This window comes from Thermaerobacter litoralis, from assembly GCF_054654595.1.
In genome coordinates, this window is sequence record NZ_BAAIES010000011.1 from 318471 (window position 1) to 332018 (window position 13548).

Here is a 13548-nt window from a genome sequence, read left to right on the forward strand (position 1 = left end):
CGGAGGGGATCGCGGCGATGGCGTCCACGCTGGACATCCGCGAGTTGCGCTGCAACGTGGAAGACAAGGAGATCCTCAAGGGCGTGAACCTGACGGTGCGGCAGGGTGAGGTCCACGCCATCATGGGCCCCAACGGGTCGGGCAAGAGCACCCTGGCCTACACCTTGATGGGCCACCCGCGGTACGAGGTGACGGGCGGCGAGGTGCTGCTGGACGGCGAGAACATCCTGGAGCTGCCGCCCGACGAGCGGGCCAAGCGCGGCCTCTTCCTGGCCTTCCAGTACCCCCAGGAGGTCCCCGGCGTGACGGTGGCCAACTTCCTGCGCACCGCCGTCAACTCCCTGCGCGGGGAGGAACCGGCCGGCCCCGCGGGGTCGGGGAAGAACCTGGCCGCCCTGGCCGCCCTGCAGAAGGAGATCGAGGGGGCCCTGGAGCAGCTGCGCTGGGATCCCTCCTTCACCCGCCGCTACCTGAACGAGGGCTTCTCCGGCGGCGAGAAGAAGAAGGGCGAGATGCTCCAGATGGCCGTCCTCAAGCCCAAGTTCGTCATCATGGATGAGACGGACTCGGGCCTGGACATCGACGCCTTGAAGGACGTGGCCCGGGTGTTCAACAGCCTGCGCGGTCCCTCCCTGGGCGCCATCGTCATCACCCACTACCAGCGCATCCTCAAGTACATCGAGCCCGACTTCGTCCACATCATGGTCGACGGGCGCATCGTCCGCTCCGGCGGCCGTGAGCTGGCCGAAGAGGTGGAGGCCAAGGGCTACGACTGGATCAAGGCGCAGGTCGGCTGAGGCAGCCGAGGCAGGAGGGAAGGACGATGGCCAAGTCCCTGGACAACCTGGACACCCTGGCGCAGGCGACCGGGTTCACCGCCGAGCTGGTGGATCGGATCGCCCGCGCCCACGATGAGCCCGACTGGCTGGTGGAGCGGCGGCGGGAAGCCTTCCGCATCTTCACCGAGCTGCCCCTCCCGGCCTGGCGCCACACCCGGGTCGACGACCTGAAGCTGGAGAACCTGCGGCCCGTCGCCCCGGCCTCGGCCCTGCCGTCCTGGGCGGAGGCGGCCCTGCCGCCGGCGGCGGAAGCGGCGGCCATCGCGGTGCAGGTGGACGGCCGGGTCGAGGTGCGCCACCTGGATCCGGCCCTGGCCGAGCAGGGGCTGGTGGTGACCGACCTCCATACGGCGGCCCGGACCCAGCCCGACCTGGTCGCCCAGTACTACCTCAAGGGCGGCCTCGATCCCCGGGCGGACCGCTTTGCGGCCCTGCACGCCGCCTTCTGGACCGGCGGGTTCTTCGTGTACGTGCCCCGCGGGCTGGTGGTCGAGAAGCCCATCTACCTGGTGACCCTGATCACCGCCGGCGCCGCCGGGGCGTCGGTCTCGGGCCACGGGCTGGTCGTGGTGGACGAGCAGGCCCAGGCCACGCTGTTCGACGAGAGCGACGCCCACGATCTGAACCAGGCGGCCCTGTACACCGGCCAGCTGGAGATCCACGTCCAGCCCGCCGCCCGGCTGGATTACGTCAGCGTCCAGAACTGGCGGGCCCCGGTGCGGGAGTTCTCCCAGAAGGCCGGCGTGGTGCGGCGGGACGCCACCCTGGTGGCCACCACCGGCTTCTTCGGCGGCGCCCAGACCCGCAACCTGTTCAACCTGGAGATGGTGGAACCGGGCGCCAGCATGGAGAACATCCTGGCCTACGCCGCCTCGGGCAGCCAGCACTTTGACCTGTTCACCCGCAGCCGCCATGCGTCCCAGAGCACCTTCGGCAACATGACGGCCCGGGGGATCCTCACCGGTTCCTCGCGGCTGGTGTACCAGGGCCTGATCCGCATCGAGCGGGGCGCCCACAAGAGCGAGGACTACCTGAGCAGCAACACCCTGATCCTCTCCCCCGAGGCCAAGGTGCTGGACGACATCCCGAGCCTGGAGATCGAGGCCGACGACGTCAAGGCCAGCCACGGCGCCACCGTGGGGCAGATCGACCAGGAGCAGCTCTTCTACCTCCGCAGCCGCGGGCTCGACGAGCGGCAGGCCCGGCGGCTCCTGGTCAGCGGCTTCTTCGAGCCGCTGCTGGGCAAGATCCCCAACGACGCCGCCCGGGAGCGCATCGCCGAACTGGTCCTAGAGAAGGTCGTCTGAGATCCCGAGGAGCGGGGACGCAGGGCGCGGGTCCGGGGGCCCGCGCCCGCGCCCTCTTCAAGGAGGCATGGGGCCATGGCGACCCCCGTTCGACCCACCGCCGGTAGCCCGGTTCCTCCGGCCATCGACCCGGTGGCCATCCGGCGGGACTTCCCCATCCTGCAGCGGGAGATCCACGGACGGCGCCTGGTCTACCTGGACAGCGCCGCCACCTCCCAGAAGCCGGCGGCCGTCATCGACGCCCTGGCCGGGTTCTACCGGCACAGCAACGCCAACGTCCACCGGGGCATCCACACCCTGGCCGAGGAGGCGACGGAGGCCTACGAGGGCGCCCGGGCCCGCACGGCGGCCTTTCTCGGCGCCCAGGAAGACGAGATCGTCTTTACCCGGGGCGCCACCGAGGCGCTGAACCTGGTGGCCTGGGGGTGGGCCTTCCACCACCTGCGGCCGGGCGATGCCATCCTGGTCACCTTGATGGAGCACCACAGCAACCTGGTGCCGTGGCAGCAGGTGGCGGCCCGCGGCGGGTTCCACCTCAAGGCGGTGCCCTTGACGGAGGACGGCCGGCTCGACCGGGAGGCCTTCACCCGCCTCCTGGAGGCCCACCGGCCCCGGGTGGTCGCCCTGACCCACATGTCCAACGTGCTGGGGACGATCAACCCCGTGGCGGAGCTGGCGCGGCAGGCCCGGGACGCCGGCGCCGTGGTGGTGGTCGACGGCGCCCAGAGCGTGCCCCACCTGCCGGTGGACGTGGGCTCCCTGGGCGCCGATTTCCTCGCCTTCTCCGCCCACAAGATGCTGGGGCCCACCGGCCTGGGGGTCCTGTACGGCCGCCGGGAGCGGCTGGCCGAGATGGAGCCGTTGCTGGGCGGGGGCGGCATGATCCGCCAGGTGGAGGTGGAACGGTCCACCTGGGCCGATCCGCCCCAGCGCTTCGAGGCCGGGACGCCGCCCATCGCCGAAGCTGCGGCCTTCACCGCGGCCCTGGACTACCTGGAGCGGCTGGGCATGGCGGCGGTGGCGGCCCATGAACGGGAGCTGGTCCGGTATGCCTGGGAGCGGCTGCGGGAGGTGCCGGGGCTGACCGTGTACGGGCCCGGGCCCGAGCACCGGGGCGGGGTGATCGCCTTCACCCTGGAGGGCGTGCACCCCCACGACCTGGCCCAGGTGCTGGACGGCGACGGGGTAGCGATCCGCGCCGGCCACCACTGCACCCAGCCCCTCCACCGCCACCTGGGGCTCGTGGCCACGGCCCGGGCCAGCTTCTACATCTATAACGACCGGGACGACGTCGACCGGTTGTTGCAGGGCCTCGAGCGGGCCCGGCGGCTCCTGGCCGGCTCGTGAAGGAGGCGCCACCCGTGGGCAGCGACTTCTACCGGGAGAACATCCTGGACCACTACCGCAACCCGCGCAACCGCGGCCACCTGGACGACGCCCAGATCCGCCACGAGGACCTCAACCCCCTCTGCGGCGACCAGATCCGCTTCGAGGTGCGGCTGGACGAACGGGGACGGGTGGAGGCGGCCGCCTTCGACGGCCGCGGGTGCGCCATCAGCCAGGCGTCGGCCTCCATGCTGACGGAGGCGGTCCAGGGCAAGAGCCTGGACGAGATCAAGGCCATGGACAAGGACGACGTCCTCGCCCTGCTGGGCATCCCCCTCAGCCCGGTGCGGTTGAAGTGCGCCCTGCTGGCGCTCAAGGTGCTCCAGGCGGGCATCTACCGCTACGAAGCGCAGCAGGCCGGCGGGGAAGCCTGATCCCCGCCGGCTTGCTGCCGGAGGGGCGCGCCGGCAGGGCGGGTGGGGCAACGGGCAAGCGGCGGGAACCCCAGGCAGCCGGCCGCGGCACCGGTCACCCGCACGGGGTCACCCGCTCGGGGCCGCGCCGCCTTGACCCGGGCGACCCGGTGGATCCGGCCTTGCCGGGGCGGGGGCATCCGGGGCCGGGGAGGTGGCGGTGCCGTCGCCCTGGGCGATGCGCCGCACCGTGTCGACGAAGATGGTCTCGCCCATGGTCAGGGCGTACACGTGGGCGAGCTGGCCCAGCAGCTCGTCGGCCGTGAAGCCGCAGAGCTCCACCAGCCGGCGGACGTCCTCCCAGGTGTAAGGGGCATCCGCGGGCGGAATGCGGCCGTCGGCCATCGCCGCCTGAACCTGCTCGTAGAGCGCGTCGGACCGCGCCGGATCCCGCCGCACCGCCTCGGGCACCCACCAGCCCGCCTCCAGGTACTGGCGGGGCTGGGACAGCCCCAACGCCTTCAGCAGCTCCACCAGCCGCGCGAAGGTCCAGCCGCGCCGGGCCTCTTCCGGCAAGCGCTGAAGCAGCTCCTCCGCCCGCCGGGCCTTGGTCCAGGCCAGGAAGGAGTCCCGCCCGGCCCACGGTCCAGGGGCCGGCGTGGCGGGCGGCTGGCCGCGTTCGTCCATGGCGTTGGCGCCTCCTTCCCAGGCGGGTTGACGCCTCCGTGCCAGGCGGTTCGGTGAGCCACCGGCGCCCCATCGGCCCGTCACCGGCGCCGGAGCCGCAGGTCAACGGCACCGGAACGGCGGGGCGTCGGCGCCGGGACGACACGTCAACGGCGCCGGGATCGCGCCCGACCGTCCCCGGCCCCGGTGGCGCTGAACCCGCCCGCCGCAGGCCGGCAAACGCCCCCAGGCCACCGGAGCGCAACGGCCCGCCGCTCAGCGGGCCGTCGGTGCCGGCTGGCTGGCCAGGCGGGCGTAGCGGCCTGCGAAGAAGAGCAGGGGATCGCCCCCCTGGACCTCAGCATGTTCGACCTCGGCCAGGAAGATCGTGTGGTCGCCGCCCGGCAATCGCTGGACGATGCGGCAATCCAGGTAGGCGAGGGCGCCTTCCAGGCGCGGCGCCCGGGGCGGCTCCTTGAGGAAGCGGTAGGCGGGTTCCTGGTCCGTCTGGCGCGCGAAGTACCGGGCCACGGCCTCCTGCTCGGTCGAGAGGATGTTGATCCCGTAGCGGCCCGCCTGCTCCAGCACGCCGTGCATGGCCCGCTCCCGCCCCACGCACACCAGGACCAGCGGCGGCTCCAGCGACACGGAGGTCACGGCATTGGCCGTCATGGCGTGAACGGCGTCCTGCACCTGGGCGGTGACGAGGGTGACACCGGTGGCAAACTGCCCCATGGCCTGGCGCAGGAGCTGGGGAACGATCGGCATCGAGCGCCCTCCTTCCGCGGGGCAACCCGCTCTTCATCTTATCCCATGGGGCAGGCGGGCGGCAAAAACTCCTGGTAGAATGGCGCCGGAAGGTGGGTGACGCCAGATGTCCTCCCAGCGAGTGGTCATCGTCGGTTCCGGTCCCGCCGGCCTGACGGCGGCGATCTACGCCGCCCGGGCCAACCTGGACACCACCGTGGTGGCGGGATGGGAGGCCGGCGGCCAGCTGATGCTCACCACCGAGGTGGAGAACTTCCCCGGCTTTCCCGAGGGGATCCTGGGCCCCGACCTCATGGCCCGCATGCGCCAGCAGGCCGAGCGCGCGGGAGCCCGGTTCGTCGACGGCGACGTGACGGGCGTCGACTTCAGCCGCCGGCCCTTCCGGCTGCAGGTGGGGTCGAAGGAGCTGGAGGCCGACGCGGTGATCCTGGCGACGGGCGCCTCGGCCAAGTGGCTGGGCCTGCCCGGCGAGAAGCGGCTGATGGGCCGCGGCGTCTCCAGCTGCGCCACCTGCGACGGGGCCTTCTTCCGCGACCAGGACGTGGTGGTGGTCGGCGGCGGCGACACCGCCATGGAGGAGGCCCTGTACCTGGCCCGCATCTGCCGCTCGGTGACGGTGATCCACCGGCGCGACCGGCTGCGGGCCAGCAAGATCATGCAGGAGCGGGCCATGGCCAACGACAAGATCCGGTTCGTCTGGGACACGGTGGTCGAGGACATCCTGGGCGAGGAGAAGGTCGAGGGCGTGCGCGTCCGCAACGTGAAGACCGGCGAGATCGGCGAGATCCCCTGCGCCGCGGTCTTCGTGGCCATCGGCCACAAGCCCAACACCGACTTCCTGCGCGGCCACCTGGACCTGGACGAACGCGGCTACGTCATCGCCGACGGCCCGCGCACCCGCATCCCCGGCGTCTTCGTGGCGGGCGACGTGCGCGACCACCGCTACCGCCAGGCGGTGACGGCGGCGGCGGAGGGATGCAAGGCCGCCATGGAGGCGGCCTGGTTCCTGGAGGGCACCGCCGACGTGGTCCCGGCGGCGCCGGACTCGGCCGCCGCGACGGCGAAGACGGCGCCCGAGGCGTGAAGGTGGGCAGGAGCCGGCCTCCTGCCGTGAGGGAACGAGCATCGGAACGAGCAACGGGCCTAGCCATTGCCAGGCGGCCGGCCCGGCCCGGCGCGCATGCTACCCTTCGGGGGTGGTCCCATGCGCTTGACGATGCGCACCCGGGCCAAGACCCGTATCCCCAACTGGGTGATCTCGGCCGTCGGTGCGGCCGCGGCCATGCTGGTCGCCCGGCTGATCCGCCGGTAACGGCCGCCGTTCGAGGCCCCGGAAAGACCTGCCACCCGCCGGGGGCCGGTTGCGAAGAGCAACCGGCCCCTTCGCTTGGGCTGGACCAAGTCCCGGCGTCCTCTCCTCCCGGCACCCGGCGAATCCCCCGCACCGGTCACATAGACCTTGACCAGACCCCCGGCGCGGACGCCGGTGCCGGCGACGGGGCACCGGCTCTCCGGTACGGGCAACGCACCGGCGCTCCGATACGGACGACGCGGCGATCCGCGACGGGCGGCACGGCTGCCGGCGAGGGGGGCCATGCTGGGTACAAGCGCCCGGGGCGCCCGCCAACCGGTGCAGGCTGCGGTTACCGGCGACGGGGGCGCCAGCGTCCGGTCCCGGCGCCCGGGGTGCCGGCCACCCGGTACGGCGATGCGGGCGCGGGCCACTGCGGCCGGCCATCCCGTCCGGCGCCCGGCCCGGCGGGATCCAGATGGGGTGGGATCCGTGGGGCTCCCGGCCTTCGGTTCGATCGTCATCCATTTGACGGGACTGGCGGCGGGGCTCGCCTTGATGACGTGGGGCCTCCGGCAGGCGGCCGGCGATCGCCTGGAAGACGCGGTACGCCGCCTGCGCGGGGCCGGGCCCTGGGAGGGCCTTCTGGCGGGGCTGCTGGTCACCGCCCTGCTGCAGTCCTCCAGCACCTTCAGCCTGCTGTTGCTGGCCGCCGCCGCGGCCGGCTGGGTGCGCCGCCGCGCGGGGCGCGCCGCCCTGGTGGGCGCCAACCTGGGCACCACCCTGACCGCCCATCTCACCGCCGTCCCCCATCTGGGACTGGCCGCGCTGCTGGCCGGCGGCGGCATCTCCGCCGCCGCGGTGGGCTGGCGCCACCGGACCTGGCGGGCCGCTGGACTGGCGGCCCTGGGCCTGGCCGCCGCCCTCACGGCCCTGGACGGCCTCGGTGCCGCCCTCGCCACCCTGGCCGGAGGACCCGGCGCGGGAACCGCGGAACCGGGCTGGGTCACCTGGGTACGGCGGCCCTGGGCGGGCTTCACCACGGGCCTGGTCCTGTCGGCCGGCGCCTTGTCCAGCAGCGCCGTGCTGGCGGTCCTGCAGCGGGCCGTGGCGGCCGGCCTGCTGGATCTGCGCCAGGCTCTGCCCGTGGTCTACGGGGCCAACGTGGGCACGACCAGCGACGTGCTGCTGGCGGGGCTGCTGCTGCGGGGAACGGCCCTCGACCTGGCCGTGTTCCACCTGGGGATGAACCTGCTCAACGCTCTGGCCGCCGCGCCCCTGGGGCCCGTGCTGGCCGGCATGGCCCAGGCCCTGGCCGACGACCCGGCGCGCCAGGTGGCCTGGGCCCACACCCTGTTCAACGGGCTGGGCGCCGTCCTGGTCTGGCCCTGGGTCACCGCAGACGAAAGGCGGGCCGCCTCCAGCGGCCCGCCTCCCCGGTGAGACGTTCTCGAACCGTTCGTACTGCGCCCTCTTCCCGACCGGCTCCGGACGAACCGGCCCCGGTCGAACCGGCACCGGCCGGGCCAGCCCGGCCGGCCAGCCGGCCCGGAGGTCACTGTCCCCCCAGGGCCGCCATGATCTTGGTGACCAGGTCGGGCTCCCCGAAAATGGTGACCAGGGCCAGACCGACAACGAAGACCACCGTCGCCACCACGCGGTTGGGCACGCGCAGGCTGGACAGGTTGCCCTGGATGATGCCCGCCACGCCGATCAGGGTGAGCCCGCCCCCGACCAGGGCCAGCACCAGCTTCAGCAGCAGGGTCCCAAGCTCGCCTCCCATGTTCTCCACCTCCCACCGTCCCGATGGTAACAGGCCGCACGCCCGGCGACCAGCCAGGCGGTGGCACCGGTCCCATGGACCATGGCCGCCGTGCCGGCCTCGGCCATCGACGCCGGCATCCTTCAGCACGATTTCGCCACCGCATGGAGCGGCATGCGGGGCGGCGGAACCGAGCCAGGGGCCATACCCTGTAGGAGCCACCGGCGACGGGGGCCGCAGCCCTCCCGGTCCCCGGCCAAGGGGTGGGCCCGGCGACCTGGGGCCAGCGGACCCTGGGGACGAAGGGGGCGAAGGGAACGGCGCGGGCGGAGGGGACGACCCGGCGGATCGGCCCGTCACCGGACCGGCCGGCCGCCGTTCGACACCCTGTTGTTCCCTTGCATGGGTGGGCCTCTTGTGCCGGGGGTGGGCCTCGAACCCACACGGGCTTGCGCCCAGCGGATTTTAAGTCCGCCTCGTCTGCCGGTTCCGACACCCCGGCTCCGTGCGTCCTCGCCGCGCCCCGTCCCTATTCGCGTCCCTATTCTAGTCCGACCCGCCCGGCTCGTCCACCAGCTGGATGACCGTCTCGCCCGGCTGGACCAGGCCCAGGCGGCGGCGCGCCGTCTCGTCGACGTAGGCCGGGTCCTCAACCCGCCGCCGGGCCGACTCCAGCTCCACAGCGCGGCTGCGCAATTGCTGGAGCTGGCGATCCAGGGCCCGCAGATCCTTCTGGGCCTGCCACAAGGCCCATTGCTGGAGGATCAGGCCTGCCAGCAGGTAGGCGGCCACCGCCGTCGCCACCAGCCGGCCCCAGCGCAACCGCCAGCGGCGCCGCGCGGGCCGTGGCGCGAGACCCGCGGCCGCACCGCCAGACCGCCCGTCCCCCGGCCCCCCGGAACCATGCCGGCCGGTCGTGGCAGGCTGCCACGGCTCCCGTGGAAGGGCCCGCACCCACTCGGCCTGGGGGCGCAGGGGTGTGACCGCGCCCCGGAGCGCAGGGCCGGAACCCTTTTCCCAAAGGGCGCTGCCGCGCCGCGGACCCCGAGCGTAGGACTGCCGATCGGGAGCAGGGCTGGAACCCTTTTCCCACAGGGCGCTGCCGTGCCCGCCGCCGGGCGGGGCCGATCGGGCAGGGCGCACGCCCTTGGGCTCCGCCGGGGGGACCGGGACCGGGGCCATCCGCCCGCGCCAGGCCGTCCGGACACCCCTGGCTTGTTCGCCGCGTCCCGCCATCGCCACCAACCCCCTCCGAAGCCGGCCCATCAGCCGAGGTCACCGCCGCCCGGTCCGGGCTCTTCCTCCGGCGCCTCCTCGTCGCCCTCGCCGAACAGCCGCAGCGGATCGCCGTCGATGACGATGACCACCTCATAGCCCTTGCTGCGCGCCCGGTTGTAGAGGGTGGCCACCGTGCCGGGGGCCAGACCCAGCCGGCGCGCGATGGCCTCGGTGCTGTATCCCGTCTCCTTGAGGACGACCACCTGGCGCTCGCGAAAGCTCAAGCGCTCGGCGCCGCGGATCTCGATGCGCATGGGCGGGCGGCGACCTCCGGCTCCGTCGTCACGGGGTTATCCACAAATTACACACAAACTGTGGACAAACTTTATACAACCGGTACCGGCTAGGGTTCGCCGGCGAAGGGGGGATTCCTTCCGGCAGGCCGATACGCCCCGGGACGAACCGGCCGTGGATCCATCCCCGTCCGTCCCGGCCGCCTGGCGGACCGGCTGCCGGACCGCCGACCGGGCCGGCAGCCTTCCGGACCGGCGACCGGACCGCCGACCGGGCCGCCCGGGCCCGCCCGCGACCGCCCCGGACCCGGCCATGCCCGCCCCGGGCCGGAGGGAATCCGGTCGGTCCCGCCCTCAAGCCGGAGGTGGGGCGGTAGGGGGTGATGCTCCGCCCTCCCCCGGCCGGAGCCAGCTGGCCAGGGCTGTGCGCAGCCGGTTCCACCGGACCCGCGCGCTGCTGCGCCAGGCCGCCATGCGCTGGCGGAGGGGGGCCAGCAGGCGGCGTTCCACCGCCTGCCGGGCGGGGGCTACCAGATGCCGCTGCACGGGGACCCATACCGGCGCCAGCAGCCACCCCAGGGGGATGGTCACGGGCTTGAGGATCCCCATGGCCAGCCGGAAGGGCCCGCGGAGCAGCCACCCGGCGGCGCGGCGGGCCCACCGCGCCGCCCGCCGGTTCCACCGGACGAAGCGCACGGTCCCTTGCCCGACCGCCCGGTAGGTGGCGGCAAAGGCGGGATACAGGAAGGGGGAACCCAGGCCGGCGTATATCGCGATACCCAGCGCCAGCCCGAGGAAGGTGAAGGTGCGCACCTGGCCCCAGTTGCCCCAACCCCACGCCAGGATGACCAGGGGCAGGGCCGCCGCCCAAAAGGCCGCGTCCAGCAGGGCGTCGAGCCAGGGCCGGCGGGCGGGCCGGCCGCCCCCCAGCACGAGGCGCAGGGCCCGGCAGGCGTCGAAGAGGAGGCCCAGGGTGAGGCCCAGGGCGACGTCGACGGCGAGCATGTACATCTGCACGGTCAACGAGAACATCGGCCGGCCGCCCCCGCTTCCTGCTCCGGTCGCGGCTGGTTCCCGGCGAGCATCGTCACTTGAGGAGCCGCTCCAGCAGGTTGCGGCGGTCGCGGCGACGCTGGGTGGAGTCCTCGTAGGCCAGGAGGGAGACCCGGCCCGTCATGCGCAGGCGGCCCTCCTCCAGGTTGAGCTCGTGGATGTGGAGCCCCTCCCCGCGGATGGTCAGGCGCCCCATCACGGTCTCCAGCACGACCGTGTGGTCGTCGAAGTTCTCCACCCTCTGGACGCCGTCCAGCTCCAGCCGCTCCCGGCCGGCCAGCGTCAGGGTATGCCGCCCCCGGTTGCCCGGCGCAGCCTGACCCTCGGCCACGGCCCGGACCTCCTTCCCTACGGCCCTGGCGATGGTGCTCCCGGGCCTCTCGCTCATGGATATGCCTGCGGGGGAGGGCTATGTACCGGGCTCCCGTCCCGGCCCCTCGCGCCGGCCGCCGGCGCCCGCGCCGGACGCCACCCCCCGAAAGGGAGGGGCCCCATGGCCCGCGCCCCAACAGGGGTCCCGTGCCCCGCCCCCCCCAAAAAAACGGGGCCGGCACCGGTCGCACCCGGTGCCGGCCCCGCCATCCGCGGGCTCCGTCGCCTCATCATGGCCGCCCGCAGGCCGCCGCCAGCATCCCTCGCCGGCGGCTTGGGCTCACTTCACCATGTCGCGCAGCTGCTTGCCCGGCTTGAAGGCGGGCACCTTCGCCGCGGGGATGGTCAGGGTCTGCCCCGTCCGCGGATTCCGGCCCGTGCGGGCCTGGCGCGTCCGCACCTCAAAGGTGCCGAAGCCGACCAGGGAGACCTTGTCGCCCCGGGCCAGCGCCTCGCTGATGGACTCGACGAGGGCGTTCACCGCCCGCTCGCTGTCCTTCTTGTTCAGGCCGGTCTTCTCGGCAATGGCGTTCACCAGCTCAGGCTTGTTCACCCACGCTTCCCTCCCCTCGCCTCGGGTCGAATTCCGCTCTTGTGTTCTTCGGACGAGCCCTGAATCCTCCCGCGCTCGCGGTCTTTCGCCGCCTCCCACAGGCGGTCCAGCTCGGCCGGTACCAGGTCGGCCAGGCGCACGCCCTGACGCGCCGCCTGTTCCTCCATGGAGCGCACCCGCCGGCGAAACTTGCGGACCGCCCCCAGCAGGGCCGTCTCGGCGTAGACCCCCCAGTGCCGGCCGGCGTTGACCAGGATGAACAGGACGTCGCCCAGCTCCTCCTCGATGCGGGCGGGATCCCCCTGGGCCACCGCCTCATCCAGCTCGGCCAGCTCCTCGTCCAGCTTGGCCCGCGGCCCCTGGGGGTCGGGCCAATCCAGGCCGGACCGGGCCGCCCGTTCCTGGACGCGGTACGCCTCGACCAGGGCACTGGGGCTCCAGGGCTCCCCGTCCTCCGGCCCTGCGCCGGGCTCGCCGCCGTCCTCCGGCCCGGTACCGGTCTCGCCGCCGCTCGCCGGGCCTGGGCCGGTCTCGCCGCCGCCCGCCGCCTCGGCCGCCTTGATCGCCGTCCACAGCCGCTGGACATCGGCGGCCGAGCGGGCCTCGGCTTCGCCGAACACGTGGGGATGGCGCCGCACCAGCTTGTCCGCCAGGCGGTGGCAGACGTCCGCCACGTCAAAGCGGCCCGCCTCGGCAGCGATCTGGGCATGCAGGAGGACCTGCAGGAGGAGGTCGCCCAGCTCGTCGGCCAGGTGGTCGGGGTCCCCGGTGTCGATGGCCTCGACCACCTCATAGGCCTCTTCGAGGGCGAAGCGGCGCAGGGAGCGGTGGGTCTGGGCCCGGTCCCAGGGGCAGCCGCCCGGCGCCCGCAGGCGGCGGACCAGGTCGACCACCCGGGCGAACCCGTAGGGGTCCTGCCCGTTCGCAGGGCTGGTAGAAGGCCGCTCAAACCCTTCCGTCACGATAAACCCCCCGGGCGGGGGTTGGACACGGGCACCGCCTAGTCCTCCATCTGCTTGCGCAGGACCGCCGCCGCCGTCTCCGCCAGCTTCAGCTCCAGGTCACCCATCTGGGTGCCCGGCTCCTTGGAGGCGAGGATGACCGCCCCGATGACGTCGCCCGTGGCCAGGATCGGCGCGATGACGTAGGCGGAGAACCGCTCGTCGGTCTCGTCGTCGGCCAGGAGGGTGCCGGCGCCGGGATTCTGGGCCGGGCGGTTGCGCAGGACGGGCTGCCGCTGGGCCATGGCCTCCTCCACGGCGCCGCCGATCCGCTTCTCCATGAATTCCTTGCGGGGCGCGCCGGCGACGGCGATGATGGCGTCCCGGTCGGCCACCAGCGCGATGTGGTGGACCGCCTCGTGGAGGGAATCGGCCAGCTCCTTGGCGAAGTCGCCCAGCTCGCCGATGGGCGAATACTTCTTCAAGATCACTTCCCCGTCGCGATCCACGAAGATCTCCAGCGGGTCGCCCTCGCGGATGCGCAGGGTGCGCCGGATCTCCTTGGGGATCACGACCCGGCCCAGGTCATCGATGCGGCGCACGATGCCCGTCGCCTTCATCCGTCACCCCTCCTCGCCTGGGTTCCTCGCACGTGGTCCGTGGTCGGTGGCCGGGCGCCGGCTGGGGGCCCGGCCGGGGCCGGCGGAGCCCGGCCGGGTCGTCCCGCTCGCAGGCGCGGGGGCCCG

Annotated in this window: 16 protein-coding genes and 1 tRNA gene; 6 read left to right on the forward strand and 11 right to left on the reverse strand. The window is 73.4% G+C overall.

Going from position 1 to position 13548, the window contains the following annotated elements; translation table 11 throughout:
* Window positions 1-17 precede the first annotated feature (17 nt).
* From sufC to sufU, 4 genes are all read left to right on the forward strand, one after another.
* Entirely contained in the window at window positions 18-797 is a 780-nt protein-coding gene (sufC, locus tag ACYQ02_RS12035) for a Fe-S cluster assembly ATPase SufC (RefSeq protein ID WP_460040647.1), read from the forward strand.
* 26 nt (window positions 798-823) lie between these two features.
* Window positions 824-2146: a Fe-S cluster assembly protein SufD gene (gene sufD / locus ACYQ02_RS12040; RefSeq protein WP_460040648.1), complete on the forward strand. Its 1323-nt coding sequence runs from the start codon at window positions 824-826 to the stop codon at window positions 2144-2146.
* Window positions 2147-2221: 75 nt separating this feature from the next.
* Window positions 2222-3493, forward strand: a complete 1272-nt coding sequence (locus ACYQ02_RS12045) for a cysteine desulfurase (protein WP_460040649.1) — start codon at window positions 2222-2224, stop codon at window positions 3491-3493.
* A 14-nt stretch (window positions 3494-3507) separates the two neighbouring features.
* Window positions 3508-3906 carry a Fe-S cluster assembly sulfur transfer protein SufU gene (gene sufU, locus ACYQ02_RS12050; RefSeq protein ID WP_460040650.1) on the forward strand — a complete coding sequence of 133 codons (399 nt, stop codon included), beginning with the start codon at window positions 3508-3510 and terminating at the stop codon, window positions 3904-3906.
* 108 nt (window positions 3907-4014) lie between these two features.
* On the opposite strand, the gene ACYQ02_RS12055 is transcribed toward sufU, so the two are convergent.
* Together ACYQ02_RS12055 and ACYQ02_RS12060 are read right to left on the reverse strand one after the other, a co-directional pair.
* Window positions 4015-4572, reverse strand: coding sequence for a hypothetical protein (locus ACYQ02_RS12055; RefSeq protein WP_460040651.1), 558 nt, complete (start codon window positions 4570-4572; stop codon window positions 4015-4017).
* A gap of 255 nt (window positions 4573-4827) precedes the next feature.
* Entirely contained in the window at window positions 4828-5319 is a 492-nt protein-coding gene (locus ACYQ02_RS12060) for a flavin reductase family protein (protein WP_460040652.1), read from the reverse strand.
* 106 nt (window positions 5320-5425) lie between these two features.
* On the opposite strand from ACYQ02_RS12060, the gene trxB reads away from it, so the two are divergent.
* Both trxB and ACYQ02_RS12070 read left to right on the forward strand, forming a co-directional pair.
* Complete coding sequence (trxB, locus tag ACYQ02_RS12065) at window positions 5426-6403, forward strand: thioredoxin-disulfide reductase (protein WP_460040653.1); 978 nt, start codon at window positions 5426-5428, stop codon at window positions 6401-6403.
* A gap of 699 nt (window positions 6404-7102) precedes the next feature.
* Entirely contained in the window at window positions 7103-8053 is a 951-nt protein-coding gene (locus ACYQ02_RS12070) for a Na/Pi symporter (protein WP_460040654.1), read from the forward strand.
* Between the two features lie 112 nt (window positions 8054-8165).
* On the opposite strand, the gene ACYQ02_RS12075 is transcribed toward ACYQ02_RS12070, so the two are convergent.
* The 9 genes from ACYQ02_RS12075 to spoVT form a co-directional block, all read right to left on the reverse strand.
* On the reverse strand, window positions 8166-8393 hold the full coding sequence (locus ACYQ02_RS12075) for an ABC transporter permease (protein ID WP_460040655.1): 228 nt from the start codon (window positions 8391-8393) through the stop codon (window positions 8166-8168).
* A 397-nt stretch (window positions 8394-8790) separates the two neighbouring features.
* Window positions 8791-8874 (reverse strand) — tRNA-Leu (locus ACYQ02_RS12080).
* Between the two features lie 44 nt (window positions 8875-8918).
* Window positions 8919-9176 carry an FtsB family cell division protein gene (locus ACYQ02_RS12085; RefSeq protein WP_460040656.1) on the reverse strand — a complete coding sequence of 86 codons (258 nt, stop codon included), beginning with the start codon at window positions 9174-9176 and terminating at the stop codon, window positions 8919-8921.
* Window positions 9177-9637: 461 nt separating this feature from the next.
* Complete coding sequence (locus ACYQ02_RS12090) at window positions 9638-9904, reverse strand: sigma factor-like helix-turn-helix DNA-binding protein (RefSeq protein WP_460040657.1); 267 nt, start codon at window positions 9902-9904, stop codon at window positions 9638-9640.
* Window positions 9905-10237: 333 nt separating this feature from the next.
* Window positions 10238-10915: a spore cortex biosynthesis protein YabQ gene (gene yabQ, locus ACYQ02_RS12095; RefSeq protein WP_460040658.1), complete on the reverse strand. Its 678-nt coding sequence runs from the start codon at window positions 10913-10915 to the stop codon at window positions 10238-10240.
* 55 nt (window positions 10916-10970) lie between these two features.
* On the reverse strand, window positions 10971-11267 hold the full coding sequence (yabP, locus tag ACYQ02_RS12100) for a sporulation protein YabP (protein WP_460040659.1): 297 nt from the start codon (window positions 11265-11267) through the stop codon (window positions 10971-10973).
* Between the two features lie 321 nt (window positions 11268-11588).
* Entirely contained in the window at window positions 11589-11861 is a 273-nt protein-coding gene (locus tag ACYQ02_RS12105; RefSeq protein WP_460040660.1) for an HU family DNA-binding protein, read from the reverse strand.
* Window positions 11858-12823 (reverse strand): nucleoside triphosphate pyrophosphohydrolase, encoded by a 966-nt coding sequence (gene mazG / locus ACYQ02_RS12110; protein WP_460040661.1) that lies wholly within the window; start codon window positions 12821-12823, stop codon window positions 11858-11860. Before mazG ends, ACYQ02_RS12105 begins: the two co-directional genes overlap by 4 nt.
* Window positions 12824-12861: 38 nt before the next feature.
* Window positions 12862-13422 carry a stage V sporulation protein T gene (spoVT, locus tag ACYQ02_RS12115; RefSeq protein WP_006902698.1) on the reverse strand — a complete coding sequence of 187 codons (561 nt, stop codon included), beginning with the start codon at window positions 13420-13422 and terminating at the stop codon, window positions 12862-12864.
* Between the last annotated feature and the right edge of the window lie 126 nt (window positions 13423-13548).